26 protein-coding genes, 12 tRNA genes and 1 rRNA gene are annotated in these 21,409 nt (G+C 43.0%); 4 read left to right on the top strand and 35 right to left on the bottom strand.

Annotation, left to right across the window (positions count from 1 at the left end; genetic code table 11):
• The 14 genes from M1K46_RS22510 to M1K46_RS22445 form a co-directional block, all read right to left on the bottom strand.
• Positions 1–158: ribosomal RNA gene (locus M1K46_RS22510) — 16S ribosomal RNA — on the bottom strand; the annotation flags it as partial.
• Positions 159–321: 163 nt separating this feature from the next.
• A tRNA-Ile gene (locus tag M1K46_RS22505) sits at positions 322–398 on the bottom strand.
• Between the two features lie 10 nt (positions 399–408).
• Positions 409–482, bottom strand: a tRNA-Gly gene (locus tag M1K46_RS22500).
• Between the two features lie 8 nt (positions 483–490).
• Positions 491–567: transfer RNA gene (locus M1K46_RS22495), tRNA-Pro, on the bottom strand.
• A gap of 3 nt (positions 568–570) precedes the next feature.
• Positions 571–647: transfer RNA gene (locus M1K46_RS22490), tRNA-Arg, on the bottom strand.
• Between the two features lie 42 nt (positions 648–689).
• Positions 690–775: transfer RNA gene (locus M1K46_RS22485), tRNA-Leu, on the bottom strand.
• A 23-nt stretch (positions 776–798) separates the two neighbouring features.
• A tRNA-Leu gene (locus tag M1K46_RS22480) sits at positions 799–883 on the bottom strand.
• 28 nt (positions 884–911) lie between these two features.
• Positions 912–987: transfer RNA gene (locus tag M1K46_RS22475), tRNA-Lys, on the bottom strand.
• An 8-nt stretch (positions 988–995) separates the two neighbouring features.
• Positions 996–1,070: transfer RNA gene (locus tag M1K46_RS22470), tRNA-Gln, on the bottom strand.
• Between the two features lie 38 nt (positions 1,071–1,108).
• Positions 1,109–1,184 (bottom strand) — tRNA-Asp (locus M1K46_RS22465).
• Positions 1,185–1,235: 51 nt separating this feature from the next.
• Positions 1,236–1,310, bottom strand: a tRNA-Glu gene (locus tag M1K46_RS22460).
• Between the two features lie 5 nt (positions 1,311–1,315).
• A tRNA-Ser gene (locus tag M1K46_RS22455) sits at positions 1,316–1,406 on the bottom strand.
• A 5-nt stretch (positions 1,407–1,411) separates the two neighbouring features.
• A tRNA-Asn gene (locus tag M1K46_RS22450) sits at positions 1,412–1,486 on the bottom strand.
• Between the two features lie 154 nt (positions 1,487–1,640).
• Positions 1,641–2,090 carry a SprT family protein gene (locus tag M1K46_RS22445; protein ID WP_053356083.1) on the bottom strand — a complete coding sequence of 150 codons (450 nt, stop codon included), beginning with the start codon at positions 2,088–2,090 and terminating at the stop codon, positions 1,641–1,643.
• Between the two features lie 96 nt (positions 2,091–2,186).
• Here M1K46_RS22445 and cmpA point away from each other — a divergent pair, with 96 nt between their 5' ends.
• The gene (gene cmpA / locus M1K46_RS22440) at positions 2,187–2,321 is read left to right on the top strand and encodes a cortex morphogenetic protein CmpA (protein WP_091010572.1); all 135 of its coding nucleotides are present in this window, start codon (positions 2,187–2,189) and stop codon (positions 2,319–2,321) included.
• A gap of 12 nt (positions 2,322–2,333) precedes the next feature.
• Here the strand turns inward: cmpA and M1K46_RS22435 are convergent, their stop codons facing one another.
• The 14 genes from M1K46_RS22435 to acpS all read right to left on the bottom strand — a co-directional run bounded on the left by M1K46_RS22435 (position 2,334) and on the right by acpS (position 13,568).
• Positions 2,334–4,532: a Tex family protein gene (locus M1K46_RS22435; protein WP_256227772.1), complete on the bottom strand. Its 2,199-nt coding sequence runs from the start codon at positions 4,530–4,532 to the stop codon at positions 2,334–2,336.
• A gap of 365 nt (positions 4,533–4,897) precedes the next feature.
• Positions 4,898–5,506, bottom strand: coding sequence for a protein phosphatase 2C domain-containing protein (locus M1K46_RS22430; protein WP_053356085.1), 609 nt, complete (start codon positions 5,504–5,506; stop codon positions 4,898–4,900).
• The gene (sigB, locus tag M1K46_RS22425; RefSeq protein WP_053356086.1) at positions 5,503–6,294 is read right to left on the bottom strand and encodes an RNA polymerase sigma factor SigB; all 792 of its coding nucleotides are present in this window, start codon (positions 6,292–6,294) and stop codon (positions 5,503–5,505) included. Before sigB ends, M1K46_RS22430 begins: the two co-directional genes overlap by 4 nt.
• On the bottom strand, positions 6,260–6,742 hold the full coding sequence (gene rsbW, locus M1K46_RS22420) for an anti-sigma B factor RsbW (protein WP_062240160.1): 483 nt from the start codon (positions 6,740–6,742) through the stop codon (positions 6,260–6,262). Before rsbW ends, sigB begins: the two co-directional genes overlap by 35 nt.
• Positions 6,739–7,071: an STAS domain-containing protein gene (locus M1K46_RS22415; protein WP_053356088.1), complete on the bottom strand. Its 333-nt coding sequence runs from the start codon at positions 7,069–7,071 to the stop codon at positions 6,739–6,741. Before M1K46_RS22415 ends, rsbW begins: the two co-directional genes overlap by 4 nt.
• Positions 7,072–7,132: 61 nt before the next feature.
• Complete coding sequence (locus M1K46_RS22410; RefSeq protein ID WP_256227771.1) at positions 7,133–8,140, bottom strand: PP2C family protein-serine/threonine phosphatase; 1,008 nt, start codon at positions 8,138–8,140, stop codon at positions 7,133–7,135.
• A 10-nt stretch (positions 8,141–8,150) separates the two neighbouring features.
• Positions 8,151–8,552 (bottom strand): anti-sigma regulatory factor, encoded by a 402-nt coding sequence (locus M1K46_RS22405; RefSeq protein WP_053356090.1) that lies wholly within the window; start codon positions 8,550–8,552, stop codon positions 8,151–8,153.
• A gap of 2 nt (positions 8,553–8,554) precedes the next feature.
• Positions 8,555–8,911: an STAS domain-containing protein gene (locus M1K46_RS22400; RefSeq protein WP_007200230.1), complete on the bottom strand. Its 357-nt coding sequence runs from the start codon at positions 8,909–8,911 to the stop codon at positions 8,555–8,557.
• Positions 8,912–8,923: 12 nt separating this feature from the next.
• Complete coding sequence (locus tag M1K46_RS22395; RefSeq protein WP_091010564.1) at positions 8,924–9,739, bottom strand: STAS domain-containing protein; 816 nt, start codon at positions 9,737–9,739, stop codon at positions 8,924–8,926.
• Positions 9,740–9,911: 172 nt separating this feature from the next.
• The gene (gene ndoA / locus M1K46_RS22390; protein ID WP_007200228.1) at positions 9,912–10,262 is read right to left on the bottom strand and encodes a type II toxin-antitoxin system endoribonuclease NdoA; all 351 of its coding nucleotides are present in this window, start codon (positions 10,260–10,262) and stop codon (positions 9,912–9,914) included.
• Positions 10,263–10,266: 4 nt separating this feature from the next.
• Positions 10,267–10,548 (bottom strand): CopG family ribbon-helix-helix protein, encoded by a 282-nt coding sequence (locus M1K46_RS22385; protein WP_053356092.1) that lies wholly within the window; start codon positions 10,546–10,548, stop codon positions 10,267–10,269.
• A 187-nt stretch (positions 10,549–10,735) separates the two neighbouring features.
• A complete protein-coding gene (gene alr, locus M1K46_RS22380; RefSeq protein ID WP_256227770.1) occupies positions 10,736–11,881 on the bottom strand; it encodes an alanine racemase in 1,146 nt (381 codons plus the stop codon).
• A gap of 135 nt (positions 11,882–12,016) precedes the next feature.
• Positions 12,017–13,051, bottom strand: a complete 1,035-nt coding sequence (locus tag M1K46_RS22375; RefSeq protein WP_062240149.1) for a LolA family protein — start codon at positions 13,049–13,051, stop codon at positions 12,017–12,019.
• A gap of 157 nt (positions 13,052–13,208) precedes the next feature.
• Positions 13,209–13,568 carry a holo-ACP synthase gene (acpS, locus tag M1K46_RS22370; protein ID WP_256227768.1) on the bottom strand — a complete coding sequence of 120 codons (360 nt, stop codon included), beginning with the start codon at positions 13,566–13,568 and terminating at the stop codon, positions 13,209–13,211.
• A gap of 88 nt (positions 13,569–13,656) precedes the next feature.
• Here acpS and M1K46_RS22365 point away from each other — a divergent pair, with 88 nt between their 5' ends.
• On the top strand, positions 13,657–14,262 hold the full coding sequence (locus M1K46_RS22365; RefSeq protein WP_053356096.1) for a rhomboid family intramembrane serine protease: 606 nt from the start codon (positions 13,657–13,659) through the stop codon (positions 14,260–14,262).
• A 35-nt stretch (positions 14,263–14,297) separates the two neighbouring features.
• Here M1K46_RS22365 and M1K46_RS22360 read toward each other — a convergent pair whose 3' ends face one another.
• The 7 genes from M1K46_RS22360 to M1K46_RS22330 form a co-directional block, all read right to left on the bottom strand.
• Entirely contained in the window at positions 14,298–14,600 is a 303-nt protein-coding gene (locus tag M1K46_RS22360; RefSeq protein WP_256227767.1) for an STAS domain-containing protein, read from the bottom strand.
• Positions 14,601–14,903: 303 nt separating this feature from the next.
• A complete protein-coding gene (locus M1K46_RS22355; protein ID WP_256227765.1) occupies positions 14,904–16,124 on the bottom strand; it encodes a D-alanyl-D-alanine carboxypeptidase family protein in 1,221 nt (406 codons plus the stop codon).
• Positions 16,125–16,319: 195 nt separating this feature from the next.
• Positions 16,320–17,264, bottom strand: coding sequence for a magnesium transporter CorA family protein (locus M1K46_RS22350; protein ID WP_062240137.1), 945 nt, complete (start codon positions 17,262–17,264; stop codon positions 16,320–16,322).
• A 26-nt stretch (positions 17,265–17,290) separates the two neighbouring features.
• Positions 17,291–17,632, bottom strand: a complete 342-nt coding sequence (locus tag M1K46_RS22345) for a hypothetical protein (protein ID WP_053356100.1) — start codon at positions 17,630–17,632, stop codon at positions 17,291–17,293.
• A 24-nt stretch (positions 17,633–17,656) separates the two neighbouring features.
• Positions 17,657–18,070 carry an NUDIX domain-containing protein gene (locus M1K46_RS22340; protein ID WP_256227764.1) on the bottom strand — a complete coding sequence of 138 codons (414 nt, stop codon included), beginning with the start codon at positions 18,068–18,070 and terminating at the stop codon, positions 17,657–17,659.
• Between the two features lie 82 nt (positions 18,071–18,152).
• A complete protein-coding gene (locus tag M1K46_RS22335; RefSeq protein ID WP_256227763.1) occupies positions 18,153–18,488 on the bottom strand; it encodes a VOC family protein in 336 nt (111 codons plus the stop codon).
• 111 nt (positions 18,489–18,599) lie between these two features.
• Entirely contained in the window at positions 18,600–19,487 is an 888-nt protein-coding gene (locus M1K46_RS22330) for a hypothetical protein (RefSeq protein WP_053356102.1), read from the bottom strand.
• A 225-nt stretch (positions 19,488–19,712) separates the two neighbouring features.
• Here M1K46_RS22330 and M1K46_RS22325 point away from each other — a divergent pair, with 225 nt between their 5' ends.
• Both M1K46_RS22325 and M1K46_RS22320 read left to right on the top strand, forming a co-directional pair.
• Positions 19,713–20,978, top strand: a complete 1,266-nt coding sequence (locus tag M1K46_RS22325; RefSeq protein ID WP_256227762.1) for a helix-turn-helix domain-containing protein — start codon at positions 19,713–19,715, stop codon at positions 20,976–20,978.
• Between the two features lie 15 nt (positions 20,979–20,993).
• A complete protein-coding gene (locus M1K46_RS22320; RefSeq protein WP_256227761.1) occupies positions 20,994–21,383 on the top strand; it encodes a hypothetical protein in 390 nt (129 codons plus the stop codon).
• Positions 21,384–21,409 lie beyond the last annotated feature (26 nt).

Genomic DNA, 21,409 nt, shown 5'->3' with positions numbered 1-21,409 from the left:
TTCCCGAAGTTATCCCCGTCTTACAGGCAGGTTACCCACGTGTTACTCACCCGTCCGCCGCTAACCTCAGAGAGCAAGCTCTCTTTGGTCCGCTCGACTTGCATGTATTAGGCACGCCGCCAGCGTTCATCCTGAGCCAGGATCAAACTCTCCAATAAAGTGTTTGATATAGCTCTTAAAGTTTAAAAATTGATGGGATTGTAAAATCCCTGACTTACCTAGCTTTTGTTTGGTTTTCAAAGAACATTTGCTACTAGTTAGTGTAGCTTAGCTATTATACCCATTAGAAGAGCGGATGTCAAGTACATTGCCCTTAAAAAATGGTGGGCCTAAATGGACTCGAACCATCGACCTCACGCTTATCAGGCGTGCGCTCTAACCAGCTGAGCTATAGGCCCAAAAATTAAATGGAGCGGGTGATGAGAATCGAACTCACGACCAGAGCTTGGAAGGCTCTTGTTTTACCACTAAACTACACCCGCGAAAAAGATGGTCGGGAAGACAGGATTTGAACCTGCGACCCCCTGGTCCCAAACCAGGTGCTCTACCAAGCTGAGCCACTTCCCGTTATGGCGCGCCCTGAGAGATTCGAACTCCCGACCTTTTGATTCGTAGTCAAACACTCTATCCAGCTGAGCTAAGGGCGCATATTATTTTATTTCTTTATTTAAATGTTATATGAGAAGCTTTGGTGCGGTCGAGAGGACTCGAACCTCCACGGGGTTGCCCCCACTAGCCCCTCAAGCTAGCGCGTCTGCCATTCCGCCACGACCGCAAAGCAATTAAAGTTTTAAAAAATGGTGCGGGTGAAGGGACTCGAACCCCCACGTCATAAGACACTAGATCCTAAGTCTAGCGCGTCTGCCAATTCCGCCACACCCGCATGTGTGTTTGTGTTGCTATTATTAAGATGGTGAGCCATGAAGGACTCGAACCTTCGACCCTCTGATTAAAAGTCAGATGCTCTACCAACTGAGCTAATGGCTCATGAAAGATGGCTGGGCTAGCAGGATTCGAACCTACGAGTGACGGAGTCAAAGTCCGTTGCCTTACCACTTGGCTATAGCCCAATAATTTCATGTGTTGATGTATGTTGTTTGAGAAAAAATGGCGGACCCGACCGGGGTCGAACCGGCGATCTCCTGCGTGACAGGCAGGCATGTTAACCACTACACCACGAGTCCATATTTATGTTTGTAAGAAAATCGTTTGGTTTTTTTCTAACGAAAACAACTTGGTGACCCGTACGGGATTCGAACCCGTGTTACCGCCGTGAAAGGGCGGTGTCTTAACCGCTTGACCAACGGGCCACAACTGGCAGAGAAGAAGGGATTCGAACCCTCGCGCCGCGTTAGCGACCTACACCCTTAGCAGGGGCGCCCCTTGAGCCACTTGGGTACTTCTCTGTAATTGGCTCCACAGGTAGGACTCGAACCTACGACCGATCGGTTAACAGCCGATAGCTCTACCACTGAGCTACTGTGGAATGTGTTTTTGAGACATTTAATATCATACTTTGTTCAGCCTCAAAAGTCAATATGTTTTTTGGAATTTATTTTGTCTATGTAAGGACAAGATGTCTTTCAGCGACTTTATTAATCTAACACAGATCAGACTTTCTAGTCAACACTTTTTTAGCTTTAAGTTAAAATCAATTTCCCTCTGCATTTTCCGCATACATATTTAGCCGTATTGACCCTGCGCTTACGCTTATATTGCTGCTTGCAGTTTGAACATATATAAAGATATTTATACGGCTGTGTTGTCCTGGCTCCAGGCAATGCTTCGCAATAGCGCAGCCCGCCAACCTTCTTCAGAAGCTGCTTAAATTCCGGGTCCCGATGTTTATAGCCCCTGCCTTCTATGTGGAGATGGTAATGGCACAATTCATGTTTAATGATGCCTACGAGCGCTTCATAGCCGAACTCAGTCAGCTGCCTCGGATTGATCTCTATATCATGGGACCTCAGCAAATATCGCCCTCCAGTAGTTCTCAGCCGGGCATTAAAGCGGGCTGTATGCCGAAAGCGCTTTTGGAAAAAATCCTGTGAAAGATGTTCAACAAGATGTTGTAGATCCTTTTGTTCCATTTCTTTTCCTTTCTCCTTCTAAAACAAAAAGTTGGTCACATCAACAAGCCATGAGACATAGACTAAATCACGCTTGAATAAGTGGAGGTTTTGTCTATGCCTACATGGTTTAAGAAGCAACTTAGAAAAGCCTACTATCAAAAAGACCGTTATCAGATCCGTCTTTTAAATCAATGCTGGTTTTTTTATAATCAAAAGAACTGCACGACTGAAAGCAACACTCTGCCATAAATTCAGCGAGGATTACTGGGCATCTGGCGGCAGCATAGTTAACGCCACTCTCCCTTTCGCCAGATCGACACTGTCTACCCATACGGTGACAACCTGGCCGACACTCAAGACATCCATCGGATGCTTCACAAAGCGTTTGGCCAGTTTAGAAATATGAACAAGGCCATCCTGTTTCACGCCAATATCTACAAAGGCCCCAAAATCAACGACGTTCCGGACGGTTCCTTCAAGTTCCATCCCTTTTTCCAGATCTTCAAGTTTTAGTACATCCGTTTTCAGCAGCGGCTTTGATAATTCTTCCCGGACATCCCGGTTGGGCCGCAATAAGCCGTCAATGATATCCTGAAGAGTCGGTTCCCCAATCGTTAATTTGGCTGCCATTGATTTTATATCAATGGTTTTCAGCTTGGATTTTAAATCGTCTGAGCCAATCTCCTGCAGTTCACTGCCTATTTCCTTTAAAAGCTGGAGTGTTTCTTTATAGCTCTCCGGGTGAATGGCTGTTTGGTCAAGCGGGTTTTTCCCGTCAGGAATCCTTAAGAAGCCGATACATTGCTCATAGGTTTTCGCACCGAGCCTCGGAATTTTTTTCAATTCTTCCCGCTTCACGAATTTCCCCTTTTCCTCTCTTACCTTTACAATGTTCTGTGCCACGGTCTTGGACAAGCCTGCTACATATTGAAGAAGGGACGAGGAAGCGGTATTCACATTAACACCCACCTGGTTCACGGCTGTTTCCACGACAAAGGTTAAAGATTCGTTCAGACGTTTTTGCGAGACATCATGCTGATACTGCCCCACACCGACAGACCTTGGATCAATTTTCACCAGTTCAGCGAGCGGATCCTGCAGTCTCCGAGCGATGGATATCGCACTGCGTTCCTCGACCTGCAGTTCGGGAAACTCTTCCCTTGCGATAGCAGAAGCTGAATAAACACTGGCGCCCGCCTCGTTTACGATGATATAAGAAACAGATTCCTCAATGCTTTTAATCGTATTGACAATGAACTGTTCCGTTTCTCTTGAGGCTGTTCCGTTTCCGATGGCAATGACATGTATGCCATACTTTGCGATCAGTTCTTTGACCACTGCTTCGGATTTTTGCACTTCCGACCTCGGCGGTGTAGGATAAATCGTCTGGATATGGAGCATCTTTCCGGTCTCGTCCACCACACCAAGTTTGCAGCCTGTCCGGTAAGCAGGATCCACACCGAGTACCATTCTTCCCTTTAATGGAGACTGAAGAAGTAGGTTCCTCAAGTTCTCAGAGAAAATGTGGATTGCCTGCTCTTCACCCTTATCCGTTAGTTCATTCCGGATATCGCGTTCAATAGAAGAAGCAATCAGTCTTCTATAGCTGTCTTCAATGGTCACTTTTAGGAATGATACCACCGGTGATGAGGGATTTTTAATTACAGTGCGATTGAGTCTTTCAATGATCTTCTCTGAAGGAGCCTCTATATCCACTTTTAGAACGTCTTCCTTTTCACCCCGGTTTACGGCAAGAATACGGTGAGGAACGATTTTCTGAACAGGCTCAGTGTACTCATAGTACATTTCATATACCTTTTTCTCGTCCTCTCCATTTTTCTTCAATGACGTTTGCAGCTTTCCTTCTTTAAACGTCAGGTCTCTGATCCACGTTCTGATGGAAGCATCATCTGACAGCTGTTCGGCAATGATGTCTTGAGCGCCCGCAACAGCGTCTTCCACTGTATGTACTTCTTTTTCCTCAGAAAGAAATTCCGAAGCTTTTTGCAGGACATCCCCTTGTGCAGGCTGGCTCATCATCCAGTCCGCGAACGGTTCAAGCCCTTTTTCCTTGGCTGCAGTCGACCTGGTTCTTCGCTTTTGCTTGTAGGGACGGTATAAATCTTCTATCACTTGCAATTTTTTAGCCTTTGAAATGGCAGCAGCAAGCTCATCCGTCAGTTTCCCCTGTTCCCCGATCAGCCTGAGAACTTCCTCTTTACGCTCTTTAAGGTTTTCGGAATAATGCCATCTATCCATGATTTCTTTGATTTGAACTTCATCCAGTCCGCCTGTCAGCTCTTTCCGGTACCTGGCGATAAAGGGGACCGTGTTGCCGTCTTTTAATAAATCGATAACGTTTACTACTTGTTTTTGTTTAACACCCAATTCTTTGGCAATGTCCAAATAGCCATTATCCGTTTTTTCGATTGTTCCTTCCAATAGAGGTACCCCTTTCATTACTGTAAAAATGACATCATATACTCTTCTAGTTTAACACTTTCCACACCTTTTAAGAAAACATGAGCCGGGCGCAATAAAAAAAGCATCCACGTTCGGATGCTCAATACCGCCACTCCTCCTCCTCCTTGATGCAGGAACCGTGAATGGAAGCATAATGTTTAGTAACAGACGGGCTTTCCAAAAAAATTTCTGTCCTTTTGGCAAGGCTGACGTAACGCACAATATAGTAAAAAGCGATAAAACCCAGGGTAATCCAAATCCAAAAACCAGGATTCAAAACGCATCACCCCTTTTCAATTAGTATATGGAGATCATTCATAATTACCACAAAAAAAGCCGAGGCTCAATCGGCCCGGCTTATATTATGCATGCGACACTTTTCCTACGAGACAGGTAGCATCATCAATTAATTTTTGAGAAAGGTTTCCAAAGTAAGCCGCAGACTCCTTTGGCGAAACCATATTTGTCAAGATGCTGCGGCTTTGCGTATGAATTTCCATTCCGTCAGAATAAATAATAAAAGCAGTCTGATTATCAAAAGGAAATTGCTGAATCCGAAATTTTTGGGGTTTTCCAGAGAGAAATCCCACAGTCGGAAGGGGATAAATTAACTTACGGTCTTTTCCGGCCATCATAAAGCGGATGTTTCCAACACCAGCATAAATCACTGCCTCCTGCCGGAAATCAATCTTAAAGATGGAAAGAACCGCTCCGCGAGTCCCTTTCAGCTCCTCATTACACACCTTCATGAGTTCCTCAACATCTAATTGATGATTCTGCTCAACTGCATTTACAGCTGCCTGAGAAGCAGTTCTTGCCATACTCCCGCTTCCTAGCCCATCTGCTACTGCACAAATAAAATAATCACGGGTTTCCGTGACATAAAAACTATCTCCGCATAGATCATTACCCTTCTTAGGCTTTTGAAAGGAAGAGACAGCTATTTTGTCATAGGAATAGTCCTGGATCATTTTAAAGCCTCCGATGGTTCAACGCGAATTGCTTCCCGAAGTTTTTCAAGCGCTCTCCTTTGAAGGCGAGAAACATGCATTTGAGAAATTTCAAGCCGTTCTCCTGTTTCTTTCTGGCTTAGATTCTCAAAATACGTACATTTCAAAATTTCTTGTTCTCTTTCAGAAAGAACAGCGAACGCCTTCTGCAGCAGCATTCTTTTATCGATCTGGTCAAAGCCGGCATCCTGAGATCCGACAAGATCCAGCAATGTTACTGTACTTCCTTCTTGATCTGCTTCAATTGAACTGTCGACAGAAAGAGCTTGATAACTTTTGCCCATCTCCATCGTCTCCAGTACTTCTTCCTCCGTGACCTCCAAGAAGTCGGCAATTTCCTGGATTTTCGGAGAACGCTGAAGCTGGTTCGTCAGTTCTTCTACGGCTTTTTTTATACGCGGTCCAAGTTCCTTAATCCGTCTCGGTACGTGGACACTCCAGGTCTTATCCCGGATAAAGCGTTTAATTTCACCAATGATGGTAGGAACCGCAAACGATTCGAATGAACGGCCGAATTCAGGATCATACCTGCGGAGTGCAGCCAGCAGTCCAATCATCCCTACCTGTACTAAATCATCATGAATGCTTTTGCCCTTTGAAAACTTTCGGGCGAGTGAATGGACAAGGTCTTGGTATTGATGTACAAGCTTGGTTTGAAGAATTTCATTTTGCGGATCGTTCTGAAGCTCATCGATCCACTTATATACTTCTTCCTTATTGCGTAGGTGCTGGTGAGGTCCTGTCGACATTTTCCTTCACCTCATCTCTGTGAAGATACTTCGTCATCATTACGATCACACCCGCTTCACCGCTAATTTCCACTTTATCCATCAATGATTCAATTAGGAAGAGGCCAAGACCTCCTTCATTCAATTGTTCCACGGATTTCCCTTCTACTGGTCCGAGTGATTCGTTTATATCATCATAATCAAAGCTCTTGCCATGGTCTACAACCATAATTTCGAGCCGGTCTTCATATACGCCACAGCCAATCCGGATTTGTCCTTTTTCCGTTTCTGTGTACGCATGATTAACTGCATTCGTACAGGCTTCTGAAACGGCAATTTTGATATCTTCAATTTCGTCAAAAACAAAACCCATCCGGTTGGCGATACCAGATATCGTCAGACGCACCACACCTACATAGTCGGGTTTGGCAGGTACTGTCATTTCGATAAAATCAGAGGCTTTATTCATCTGGCCTCCCCCTTTACCTCATTGTCTATATCCATTACCTCAGTCAGTCCGGTAATTTCAAACAATCGTTTAACTCTTTCGGTCATTCCGCGAAGCTTCAGCGAACTGTCATTCTTCTTGGTTGACTTCAAAGCTCCGACAAAAATTCCAAGGCCTGTACTGTCCATATAATCAATGTGCTGAAGATCAATCATGATTTGTACATTTTTCTCCTCTGTAAGAGGAACCAGCACTTCCTTAAGTTTTGGTGCAGTGTATGCGTCTACTTCTCCAGCTAATATTAAATAGTGAACTCCATTGGTTTCTTCATGTTTAATTTGCAGATTCATTTTTTTCCCCCCAGGATGTTATCATAAACCCATAAAATGATTTACCCTTTTTCAAAAACGGTTAAACCATTCTTTTTAGAATAATAAGTGTAAAGTCATCTCTTAGTTCAAATTCCTGAAGTCTCTCAAGCTCTGTAAACACAAAATCGACAATTTCCTGAGCCGGTTTATGCATATTCTCACGGATCAGAGAAACAATCTCATCTCTTTCGATGAACCCTTTGCTAGTTCGGCACTCTGTCACGCCATCGGAAAGAAGAATAATCATATCACCCGGATCGAGCTGTTTTTCATATTCCATATATTTGGTCGTTCGGGAAACACCCAAAACGAGACCCTTGGCAAACATGTCTTCAAACTCGTCACTTTCCGCTTTATAAAAAAAACCGGGCTCATGTCCTGCACCGGCAAAATAAAACTTATGGACATCTGTGTCATACAGCCCATAAAGCATAGTAATAAACATGTTCGGATGCACGTTCTGTTCAACGACTCTATTTAAATTTTCAAGCAGGAGATTAGGCTGCATACGCTGTTCAGGCAAGCTGTCCATGGCATATTTAATCATGGACATACATAGCGCAGCCGGTATTCCCTTGCCGATGATATCAGCTACTGCAACGCTGATTGATTTATCGTCTTTTACAAAATTAAAGTAATCTCCGTTCATCTTCTTGGCCGGAACACTGATCACTCCAATATCCAGAGAATCCACCTCTGGGACATCACTGATCAGAAGTGTCTGCTGCATGCTCGCAGCGACTTCAATTTCAGATTCAAGCTGGCGCTGCCGTGTCCTTAAGCTCTGATGCTCACGGTAAGCAAACCCATACCCGATCATGACTTCCAGAAGAAAATCAAAAGAATCCTTCATTCCATCCGTCATGTCGGGAAAAAGCTCATTCAGCACGTTAACGTGATGGCTGATCACATCTTCGGGAGAGATCTGCTGCTCGATCAGCTTCCTGCTGAATTGCTGCCCTTTATATAGGGCGGTCTCGCTTTTCCCTTTAAGATAGGTAGTCAGCAAGTCTTTATATCGATCTATAATCATTTCTCTTTCGTTCATTGAACACCTCCTAACGAAGCCACTTCGTAGCAAGGATCTCTGTCCCGCTGTCTAACGTTGAATCAATGGAAAACTCGTCCATTAAACGCTTGACTCCAGGCAGCCCCGCCCCTAGTCCTCCAGAAGTCGTGTATCCATCTTGCATAACCTTTCGGATATCCCGAATCCCAGGACCGTTATCAACGGCGATGATCCGGAGTCCTTTCCTGCCCATTTGTTCAACCGGCTCCAGACAAATTTTTCCGCTGCCGGCATACAAGTAGATGTTACGTGCCAACTCAGAAATGGCGGTTGTAATCCGCGCCTGATCCACATTGCCGAACCCCAGTTCTTTTGCCATGTTTCTGCCTAACTGCCGGGCACTGACGATATCCCATTCATTGCAAACTTCTACACAGGATTGGATGTCCATACTCATCCCTCCAGTTCCAGTCGCAATTTATCAAGCCCTTGTTCAAGATCAAGCGCCGTCGGAACCTCTCTCATTGAAATCCCTAAATCAATCAGTGTAATTGCAACTGCAGGCTGAATACCAGTCAAAACCACTTGTGCTCCCATCAGTTTTGACATACGGACGACATCTCCTAATACTTTGGCGATGAAGGAGTCGATCATATCTACGGATGTCAGGTCAATTACTACACCTTTGGCGCCGGTGTCATGAATCTTATTAAGCAGATCTTCTTGAAACTGCAGAGCTGTCTGATCATCGAGCTCTACTTGAATCGTAATAAGAAGATACTCATGCAGTTTCAAAATAGGAATCCTCATTTTTCCCACTCCCTATTTATCCTTAACGATTTGTTGGTTTGTAATTTCCAGAGCTCTTTCCATCCCTTTTTGCAGTGTGCTTTTCGTAGGAAAAAGGCTTAAATCAATTCCAAGACTAACAATGGTCTGGGCGATTTCCGGCCTGATTCCGACCAGAATACAAGTGGAGCCCAGCAGCCTGACTGCATCAGCAGCCTGGATAATATGGTGAGCAACCATTGTATCGACAACGGGAACACCTGTAATATCAATAAGAACGACTTGAGAACGATATTGAATCACTCCCTCGAGCAGGTTCTCCATAATCAGCTTTGCGCGTTCTGTATCGATGGTTCCAATCAGCGGCATAACACTAATATGCTGAAATACCGGAATAAGCGGTGCTGATAATTCAAGCAACGCTGACTTTTGAATAGAAACGGTACGTTCCCAAATCTGAGAAGAATTTTGAACTACTGAATTTAAAATAGGATCCATCCAGCGGTCTACTTCCCTGTATATATCTATTGCTGTATCCTTTTGAATATCTTCCTCAATAATAATCTCCAGAACAATCCTTCGAAACGTCTGAAGACCTTGTGTTAAATATTCAAGCGGCATGTTCGTCCGCAATACTTTATCGAAAAAACGTTCCAATGTCCCATCAGCTGAAATATCGCCCTGGCTGATATGATGAATCAGCAATGATAAAAATTCCTTGTTCAGCTGATTGTACATGTGGGGTGTCATAACGCTTGTCTCACTTTTGAAAGCATTAAGCTCCCTGGACCAAAGCTCATCTATTTCGTTGCGTTTACTTAAGATAATATTGATGATGGCCGCGTTCATTCTATACCCCCTTACGATCGGTACACTATATTTATTATTCCATTTCTCACTCATTCTTGCAATCTTTTGCTATATAGTTCGCCTGCAATTCCCAAAAGCTGTGCTTATTTACATTAGTAAAGATTTTCCAATTAAAAAGACTGCCAATTCCCAGGGAGAAATGGCAGTTTGTTTAAAAGTCTATAAGACCGAGACTGATTTGTAACGCTTCATCAACGCGACGCATCATCTCATCATCAAGATGCGTGATTTTGTCGGTCAGCCTTTGTTTATCAATCGTACGTATTTGCTCCAGCAAGATAACAGAATCCCGTTCGAATCCATATTTCTTCGCATTGATCTCAACATGCGTCGGCAGTTTTGCCTTTTGGATTTGAGCGGTTATGGCTGCGACAATAACAGTAGGACTAAATCGGTTACCGATATCATTTTGAATAATCAAAACCGGTCTGATTCCCCCTTGTTCCGATCCAACTACAGGGGAAAGGTCTGCAAAGTAAACGTCTCCGCGTTTTACGATCAAAGGGCTACACCCCGCTAACTAAGCGGTCTAAGGTAATTTCAGCTTCCTCCTCTAAAAGAAAGGCTTCTGATGCAATGTTCAAATTGATTTTTGCCATTTCCATATAACCCTGTCTCATAGATTCACGAATGTGACGTTTCTTCTTCTCGCGGATATACATCTTAGTCGCCTGATGTATAAATTCGCTGCGGTCCAAATTCTCATTCTTAATCATCCGGTCTACCTCATTGATAATCTGTTGAGGAAGACTAATTACGATCCTCTTTGTGTTAGCCAATTCGGACACACCTACACCTCCAGAGCAAAGCTTATCTACGATTTGCTACGATCATTCTTAACCAAATATAATCTTATCACTTAAGATAAGGGTTTGCAAAACGATTTCAAAGTAAATATTCTTCAAGATTTTTAATAGTCCTGCTAATATTCTGCTAAAAATTTAAAATTACATTCATTTTTTCTAAAATTCGACCTTACTTTTTGTAAACACGGGGGACACGAGATGTAATTAAACACGGAATTTCGTAGTTTATCGTACCGATTTGAGCGGCAAGATCATCAATAGAGATCTTTTCGTCCCCCTGGCAGCCGATTAACGTAACAAGATCACCGACCTTCATCTCATGGGGAAGGCGGATCATGCATTGGTCCATGCAGATCCTTCCTGCGAACGGAACTTTCCTGCCCCCAGCCAGTGCATGACCTTTTTCAGCATAGCGTCTCATCCAGCCGTCGGCATAGCCGATCGGAAGCGTGCCGATCCACTCTTCCTCCTTGGCGGTATAGGTGGCGCCATAGCTTACCGTATCTCCCCGTTGAACTTTTTTTACATGAACAAGCCGGGTATGCAGGGAAAAGGCTTCTTTTAACGGAATAGGAAGTACGCTTTTCACTTCCTCTGAAGGAGCGAGTCCATACATCGAGATTCCGATTCTTGCAATATTAAAGACTCTGTCAGGGAACCTTAGAGAGGCCGCACTGTTTCCGCAATGGATAAAGAGCGGTGCTGCACCCGTTTCACGGATCCATTCCAAGCTTCGCGCAAACCTTTCAAATTGTTTGTCCACCAAATCAGATTCCAGTTCATCCGCCGTGGCAAAGTGGGTAAACACGCCCTCCAGGCAAAATTGGGGAACTTCCTCTATTTTCAAGGCCAGATTCTTCGTTTCCTCTGCTTCTCTCGTTCCAATCCGTCCCATACCCGTGTCAATTTTAAGGTGGAGGTTGACCCTCTTCTCTCCTTGAAGATAAACTGAAGCCTCATCGACCCAGTCCGCTTGAAAAACGGTAAGTGAAATATCATTTTCCGCTGCAAGTGCCGCATCTACCGGCCTGGTCCGGCCCAGTACAAGAATTGGTGCCTGTATGCCTTGTTTTCGAAGAGACAGTGCTTCATCCAATAATGCAACTGCAAGATAGGTTGCCCCTGCTTCAAGTGCCGTTTTTGCGACAGGCAGCGCTCCGTGTCCGTATCCATCCGCTTTCACTACGGCCATAATTTCCGTTCGGTCTGGAAGCAGGCCGCGGAATGAGCGAATATTCTCTTTGATGCTGGACAAATCAACCTCTGCCCAAGTGTCTCTGTAAAACTCCCGAGTATCCAAACTTATCCGTCCCATCTATCTATATCTTCTTCTTATAGAAATTCGTCTATTCGTTATTCTACAACATTCATCCTATTTCCGTAAGGGCAAATACAGAATAAAAAAGGCTGATTCACAAAATGCGAAATCAGCCAAATCCTTTTAACTTTATTATTTTGAGCCTTGAGCGGAAACCGAACGCGCAATGGCCATCAGTTCTTCCTGATCAAGCGAATTGGATGCAAGGAAAAAATCCACTCCCTTATACGTCCATGATATCGACTTATCATTCATCGCTCCAACGGTGTAGCCCAGATCAACGGGTTCTCCGCCAGGCATGGTCAGCCTTTCTGGTTTTCCGGCAGTTGTCTGAACGGCTTCATTTTTTCTTTCAATCAATGTAAATGTTTTTTTATTATTTTCATCCGAGAAACTGAGAACAACTTGTTTGCCGTCATGCACGCTAACTTCCTTTTCATTGGTCAATTCGATATTCCCAGGGCCGCTGTACTTCGGATACAATACTTCCATCGCCTTTTGGTCACTTTTCTGGCTCATCGCCGGCAGTTCCAGCTGTGCTCCTGTCATGTTAGTCTCCATGTCAAAAGCGCCCTTATCAAATTTAGCATCGAACTTCACATTGGAGAATTGCAGCTTCACCAGTTCCTTTGCATCCTTATCCATAACTCTTACTGTTTTCGGAGCCAGATCTTTATTCAGCGTTATCTCCTGCTGATACAGGTTTTTATTTTGATAGTTGGTTTTCGTATGGAAAACATACGAATTCTCCTTCGCTTTAAATCCTCGGTCCGTATCATTCAGTATGTCTGCTGCCAGAGACTCGAACAAATAGACCTGACTGTTATTTTCCGGCCAGTCGCTTTGGAATCTGAAGCTTTTATTCAGAGCAGGCGTTAAAACAAAAACACCTTCTTTATTCCTTAGGATCATCTGGCTTTGATCCTTCTTGGCGTTTTTTAGATTCACACGATAGAAGTTTGGTTTCTTATGCCACACTTCCAGCTGATACTGAATTGGTTTCTCGCCCGTATTCAGTGTCATGACGGCATCTGCTTTGTATCCCGTCATTTCCTCCATCTTCTTATCCAGCGACGTTACTACATCTTCCTGGCTTTTCGCTCCGCAGCCCGCCAATCCGAATATGAATAGAAACGCCATCAAGGTTATTGACAGTGTCTTCTTCATGTTCTTATCCCCTTTGCCCTTTATTTTACAAAGGAAGGGCACCCTGTATTTACGCTCTCAACCACGCAAACAGGATGTCCTTCCTGACCGCATTACAATATATGTGGGCAAATGGGACAATATGCAGACTAGCATGACGAGCTCTGAAAATCGAAGCTTATTCCGGAGCAGTTTCCAGCACGACTTGTGCCACAGCAAATTCTTTGGAATGTGAAATGGAAAGATGGACGATCTTATCCGTTCCGCCGAATATGACAGGCTTCCCGTTATCATTTTTCGCAATCTCGATATCCTGCCACGACAGATGCTTCCCGATTCCCGTTCCCACTGCCTTTGCATAGGCTTCCTTGGCAGCAAAACGCCCCGCCAGAAATTCAGCCTGCCTTCTTCCCTTTAAAACGCCATACGCCTCAAGCTCTTTTTTAGTGAGGATCCGATTGGGAAAACGAACTTGCTTCTGGCGGACCTCTTCTATCCTTGCAATCTCCACAATGTCAATTCCCGTGCCAATAATCATCATTGCTTCCTTTCTACGGCTTTCGTATTTCTTATTTGTATTGCCGTTGTGCTAAGATAAATATACTACATACAGGTGGTGATGCTGGTTGTTTGTAAGGGAGGAAAATTTCAAGACTTTTATCAGGCTTTACCCTGTCATTTCAATCCTGACAGCTCTTCATTTGATCGTTTTTCTCCTGCTTAATATTGGACCGCAGGCGGACTTTCTTTATTATTATTTTGCCGGCTCTAACTATTACATCTCCCAGGGAGAATATTGGAGGCTCGCCACACCGATCATTACACACGTCAGCCTTACGCACGTGCTCTTCAATTCATTTTCACTCGTTATTTTCGGGCCTGCCCTTGAGAGAATTCTTGGCAAAGGCAAATTTCTGATCGGATATTTTGGCGCCGGCATTATTGCAGATATCGCAACCTATTTTATTCTCCCCCTTAACTTTGCCCATATCGGAGCATCAGGTGCTATTTTTGGGCTGTTCGGCATCTATCTTTATTTGATGTATGCACGCAAAGAATATTTAGTAGGGGCAGGCAACAAACAGATATTGCTTGTCGTTCTGGTCTTCAGCTTAATCACCACGTTTACCAGCGAAGGAATTAATATTTACGGCCATTTATTCGGCCTCATTGCCGGCGCTGCCCTGGCACCCGTCTTAATGGCGTTTGTGCCAAGGCAAAAATTCCGGTAAAACAGCGAAAAGACACCAAGCTCTCTGGTGTCTTTTTATAGGTGCTTTTTCATGGCCTCCTCCAGCGTCGATAAAAAGGAGAATTCCTCATCTGCATTCAGCGCGTTCATTTGTTTCGCATGTTCAGGCTTTACTCCGACGATGACTGCTTCAATCCCGCCCATATAGGATAAGGCAGTGAACAAGCTTTCCATCTGCTGCAGCCCTTCACATGTAATAGAGCCTGCACCGGTAAAATCGAACAGCATCGTATCCAGGTCATGCTTATACGCGCTTTTCAGCGTATTTGTCTGACAGTAGGAACGATTGCTGCAAGCTCCTGAAGTATAACAAAACACTGCAGCTTCATTTAGTAATTTCCATTAGTTGGATATTAAGGGGAAACTATGTGAGTACTGCGGCATAAAAAAAGAGAGGAGATCCTCTCTTTACGTATAAATACACTTTTTTAATTGGTCAGCGACATGATCGCGGTCATCATCATTAAAATAAACACCGTCACTACAAGTATCCTGATTTTCGTATTAATATCCATAAAAACCCACCTATCAGCACCCTTATTTATACTTCTACTATATTTCTTTCGATTCAACTGCCGAATTTATGATGATTTCAGAAGAAAACACCCTCCAAAGAAGGTGTTATTTAATAAACGTATAGTTCTTCTCCAGCCTTTTCATCCGCTGTTCTTTTCTCTTTTTCTTTTTCATGCGGACGATCACCATGCAGGAGACAAGCAGTAGAAACAGGCTGTAGAAGAAGACTGCCGTCCTTGTGGTTAACTGCAGCGGCGTTATTTCTTTTACCTTTTCTGCCGTGCTTGAAGCCATTTTGCTGGCTGCTTTTTTGGGGCTTGGATGAAACAGCTGAACTGCGGCCAGCTCATTTCCTTTGCTGTCCTGCACCGTTAATTCCCCGTTTGAAGAAACATTCTTTGTATAATTCTCCCCCATAGGGAGTGTAAATTCAAGGTCCCTTTTCAAGGCATGTTCTTTTCCGGCAGAATCCTCAATCATGGTTCCTTTGGAAAGTTTCTGCCTCTGAAAATGGTTAAACCCGTATTCGAAAAGTGAAATGGTATCTCTGTAAGACGCCTTAGCCGTCGGAGCTTTTAAGACCACCGCAATAAAATCCATTCCATTTCTGGACACCGAGGTGACAAGCGTGTGTTTCGCCTGACTGACATAGCCGTTTTTGACCCCTGTCGTGCCCGGGTAGTCCCATAGCAGACGATGATGATTCACAAGGGTTGTATTCCAGCCCTTTACATGCCAAGGGAGATCTTTTATACTCACAATTCTTTGGAACTCCTTATTTTTCATGGCGACTTGAGTGATCTTGGCCATATCTTCTGCTGTTGTATAATGATCAGGATTAAATAATCCGTTCGGCGTCACAAAATGGGTATGCGTGGCTCCTGCCTTTTTCGCAAATTCATTCATTTTATCGGCAAATGAAGGCACATCTCCTGCAAGATATTCCGCAATTGCTACAGCTGCGTCATTTCCGGAGTTCACGATCATTCCCTCAACAAGCTTCTTTAAAGGAAGCTGTTCTCCCTCAGATAAATAGACCCTTGTTCCATCTGTCAGGGTCGCATTTTTACTAATGGTTACCATTTCATCCATTTTACCGGACTCGATGGCAAGGATTGCCGTTACAATTTTAGTGATACTTGCAGGATACATCTTCTTGCTGCCCTTTTTATTATAAAGAACGTTCCCGGTTTTCTGATCAATCAGGATGGCACTCTGGCTTTTTACTTTCGGTGCTTCGCTTGTGCTGGCGTGCGCCGGTACCGTTGGTGCCAGAATTCCAGATAATAAACATAAGGACATGATGGTTTGAAAAATTTTCTTCATTCGCCGCTGACAACTCCCGTCTACATACTCCCTATAACATTTCGAACGAAATATCCTACTATTAATGGTAAGTTGGTTGGTTTTTAATTAAAATTTTTTTCCAATAGTTTTGGATTCGACAAAAGTAGTCAAATCTTTTTTTCTATCGGATTTTTGCGGCAAATGTTTATATTTATTTTTTATGGGAGTGTGTATTTATTTAAACGGGTGTTTTTTTCTGCGGCTTTTTAAAAGGTCTCCTGTCCACCCTTTCATCCTGAGCCATATGTAGATACTGATGATAGATAAACCGATGAGACCGAGTGCCCAAGCATAACCCGTTTTCCAATCGAGCTCGGGCATGTTCTTGAAATTCATACCCCAGATTGAGCCGAGCATCATACCCGGAGTGAAGATAACGGTCATAACCGTGAGTGTCTTCATAATTTCGTTTCCTCGATGTGAAGAAAGAACTTCTTCAAGGTTGATCATTGTATCTATATCTTGTTTGTAATGGCTGATCAGATTCAGTGTACGTTCGATCCTGACGCACGTCCTCCTGTATTCTCTCGTTTCTGTAATGTCATCTAAAAATGCTTCTTCCGCTGCCAGCTTAATTTCCTCAACTGGTATGGTCAGGTCTGTCCAAATTAATAATTCCTGGCGCAGATCATAAATGCGTTCCAGCAGGTTTTGATTATTATTTTTCTTCATATCATGCTGAAGGGTTTTCAGCCTGTGCTCGAACTCATCGATTCCGTCGAGATAGTTGTTCAGCACTTCGCCAAGCAGGATAAAAAAGCCTTCTGCCGCTGTTTCGCATCGATGCATCTGTTCAAGCATGCCTTTTTTCTCTGTCCGGATCAGCTTCGTAACATCCAGCCCTACTGTAACAAAATAATTTTTTGTTACGTAGAAATGAAAGAAATCATTGTTATATTCATCTTCTCCAAGATCATCTTTTTCATAGATAAGGCAGCCGTTCAGGACGGGATTGCCGTCGTGCTCTATTCGTAAATAATTGCTTGTTTCTTCTTTTATATTGTTGATCCAGTGAGAACTATCCGGCAGCTCGTGAACCATGTTCTTGAGGTATTGTGCCTTTTGTCCTGCTGACTCTATTTCATACCATTTCCACTTCGCTAAAAATTGATGGTTCACAAGATCTCTTCCTTTCCTGACCGCTGCTACATCTCAAAATCTCCGGCTCCTTTTTTCCTCGCCCAGGCCAAACAGTGCTGCACAAGCATTTGGCGCAACTGGCCCTCCCCGGACATGGTACATAAATGGGTGATGAGAGCCCTCGGCTTTTCAGTTAAGGAAACGGGATCCTTCTTGTTGAGCCGGACAACCGCATAACCATGAAGAACTCCCTCTTCTTCCGCAGCAAACACCCCGACATCTTCACGTTCCAACGCGGAGACCCATTGTTCTTTTGACCATTCATCCATTAAATTATCCGGATTTCCTACTAATTCTTTCATATTTTGAAAATCAGCAGCCGTGCCCTTTCGAATAGATCTGCTCATTTTTCTCCTCCCCTAACATTTTTTCTAAACAGAGACCGGTTCAGCCATTTCAATTAAAACAGGCCGGTCTTCCGGAAAAGAGAAAATTAACCGGCCAATTTCTTCTGCCGTTTTCCAGGAGATTTCATGGATCAGCTGGTCGGGGTCCTGTATAGCCGGAACACCCGAAAGAATAGTTGCCTCAAAGTAATGTACCTCAACTTCAATGCCATATGTTATGCCCTTTTTAATGAAAAGACGGCTGCCCACTTTTACCCGATAACCTGTTTCCTCCCAAAATTCCCGTGCACAGCATTCTTGAAACGTTTCCCTGGGTTCAACCTGCCCTGATGGAACGCTCCATCTCTTTTCTTCCCCCATCTGACCCTGCAGCACCATGACGTTTTTGTTTTCTTCGTTTCTGCAAATTCCCGCCGCTCCATACCAGACTGCGTCCATCCTTTATCATTTCTCCTTTATCAGAGCTTCATGTGAGGAGTATGTGCAACTTCCAGCACATATTCGTCAGGATCTCTGAAGTCTACCGTATAATATCCCTTTGAATAGCGGGGTACTTCAACAGGGCAGGGCCCATGATCATCTCTGCACCGGCTTCCTGCAGATAGCTGCCGACACGATCAACCACATCGCGTGAGACTGCCTGAAAGCAAATGTGCCTTGGCCCTGCAGAATCAGTCCGCGGAACGACGGCCTCCTTTAAATAGACCTCGATATGTCCAGAACTGAACATGCCTTTCCCGATCTCTTTCCACCCAATCAAAGCAAACAGCGTTTCATAAAATTTCAGAGACTCTTCTATCGAGTTCACCCAGAATTCAATATGGTTGATTCCAGGGATCCATTCTCTTTCTTTCACGTATCTCCCTCCTTTCCAAAGCACGTTCATTCATTAGATAACCTCTTCTTCCGAATAAGAAAAAATCCTGCAGTATCACCACCGCAGGATTGAACATTATGTGTATTTGATTTAAGAAATCTTTCGGCTTTCAACGATTTTACGATTCGTATGGTCCCAAGTAAACAAGGTTTTGCTGTCTTGCTGCAAGAGAGAAAGCGAGCGGCTTGTACATTCCACCACTTGCGAGTTTGGAATTGCATGTGTGAACTGTTCACCGGTATGCAGATTAACATACACAATCTTTTCCGTTTTCCCTGTGGCAAGATCCAATTCATACACCATGATCTCATCCTCTACATGATAGAGTGTTCTCGGCGATATACTCAGCGGATATTCTCTTACCACTTTCTCTTTACTGTTCAAGACAATGATTTTCTTTGGATCGCCGTTTAGAATGGGGGCCGCTGAAATGTAAACCTCATCCTTAATGCAAAGGATATCGGTAGGTGCCATATTCTTTCCCAGGTTCACCCTTTTTTTCTTATTGTCTTTAATGACGTAGAGGACAGCTTGATCTTCCTCTACAATATAACAGGAAACATAAATGGCTCCTTGGTTCTTCTCGACTTCCCACAGGTAACCGTTCACTTTCCATTCTTTTATAAGCTTCGGCTGTTCCTTTGAGAAAATAAGAAGCGAGCCTTTAGACCCATCACCTTCACAAGCGATGACAACACTGTCATCAAACTCATAAAAATTCGGTCGGCCGTTGACTTTATGTGAGATGAGCCTGCCATTTTCATGGTCAAAGATATAGATGGTGTGCCGTTTGTTTTTTGTATCCTGGGCTTTGGCAAACCAGTAATTTTTTTTATTATCCATGAACACATCAGTATATGGAGTAGAGTCATCAAGTTCGCTGGCTGAAGGCTTTCCGGCTGAACCTGGATCATTTGAGACATATAGCAGCTCCTGGATGTCTGATTCTTGCGCTGATAATGTATACATTTTCGCCATTATGTTCTCCTCCATTTCTTTATGGCCGGTTATAACTTTCTTACCATCCGGACAAGTCTTTGAAATTATTTTAATTGTGTAATTCTAGCAAAAACTGATTATTTTCTGTTATATTTATCTTAACAGACTATTCTGTAGGTATGTATTGGGAAAAGTAGTAGTATTGGTACGTGATGAGTAGGGGGTTAGCATGACAATTTTCCCAAGTTCGGAAAGGGGGATTTTATGGTCGGTCAGAGAATAAGATATTATAGAAAAACCAAAGGCCTAACCCAGGAAGAACTGGCTCAGGGAATCTGTTCTGTTTCCTACTTGAGTAAGATTGAGAAAGGGGATGCGAAGTCCAGCGAGGAAGTCATTAATCTCCTATGTGAACGTTTAGGTATTTCGCCCGAGGAAGTCGACAGCAACGAGATCCTCGAACTGCTCAATGAGTGGAATATGCTGATGGTGAATCGTCGGTTTGAGGAAGCGGATGATTTTTTTGAGAAAGTTCAGGAAAAAATGCAAATCGTAAATGAGCCTGAGCTTATTTTGCGTTTCGAGATTTTTTCGGCAAGGTACCATATAACTAAAGAAAAGCCTGATGCAGTAGCTGCCCAAAATCTTTTATCTAAGGTTGAGAGTTTAAAAGAACAACTTAATTCAGAGCTTAACTTTTATTTCAATCTTACATCAGGTAGTTTAAATATCCTCCAAAATAATTATCAACTTTCAATCAAGTTTTTTAAAAAAGCTGAAGAAATTTACAATAATTCCAGCAACAATATTAATGACAGTAATGTCGCACTACTGTACTATTTTACAGCTTTATCCTATGGTTATTTAATGCGGATTAGTGCAGTAAATTCATATGCTTTTAAAGCGATTGCAATATTTGACAAGGAGTATAACTACAGCAGAAGTGCAGATTGTCAAATACTGCTCGCGATTAGTTATAGAAGAGTACAAAATTATGAACAAGCTATTTTTCATCTTAATCAAGCATTAAAATACTCTACTTCTTTTCATGATGATTTTACATCCGGTGTAATTTACCATAATTTAGGCTATGTTTTTTCTTGTAGAAGAGAACATGTAAAAGCTATTGAGCATTTTAAAAAAGCCCTTAGGTATAAAGAAAAATCATTGGATCCAGAAAGAATCACTACTACAACCTTTTTACTGGCACAAGAATATTTTAACATCAATGATCTCGATCAAGCTGAATATTGGATTAATAAAAGTTTTGAAACCCTTGGGGATGATACTAATAATGACATTTACTATCATTTAAAAGTATTAGACTTTAGAGTTAAAGGAACAAATTCTGAAGAATTTGATACATTTATAAGTAAAGAAGCCATCCCACACTTTGAGAAAAGGAATATGTGGGAGTATGTTTCTCTTCACTCAGAGCTTTTAGCAGACTTTTATTTTGATCAAAGCCAATATAAAAAAGCGAGTCACTATTACCGAATTGCAAATAATGCGAGAAAAAATATATTTTAGCAGGAGGCCAGCAAGATGGAAAGAAAAATATTATCCGTTCTATTTTTTATTAGTATAATAACTTTTGTTTTACCTTTCTCAAGCAATATTGCTTATGATGATATGCCTGGGAAAAATAAATTAACTGCCTACGATGATATGCCCGGGAAGAATAAGTTAACTGCCTACGATGATATGCCCGGGAAGAATAAGTTAACTGCTTATGATGACATGCCTGGGGAAAACTTCGCCAAATTGACAGCTTACGATGACATGCCTGGTAAAAACTTCGCCAAATTGACAGCTTACGATGATATGCCTGGGAAGAACTTTGCTAAATTAACAGCTTACGACGATATGCCTGGTAAAAACTTTACTAAATTGATAGCTTACGACGATATGCCTGGCGGTAGGGCAACAACTTAAGCAATCTATTTTAATAAGAGTCCTAT

It is taken from the genome of Fictibacillus sp. WQ 8-8 (genome assembly GCF_024494405.1).
Lineage (GTDB): Bacteria > Bacillota > Bacilli > Bacillales > Fictibacillaceae > Fictibacillus_C > Fictibacillus_C marinisediminis.
Note: the sequence above shows the minus strand (reverse complement) of the source record. Positions and strands in the feature narration are given on the sequence as shown.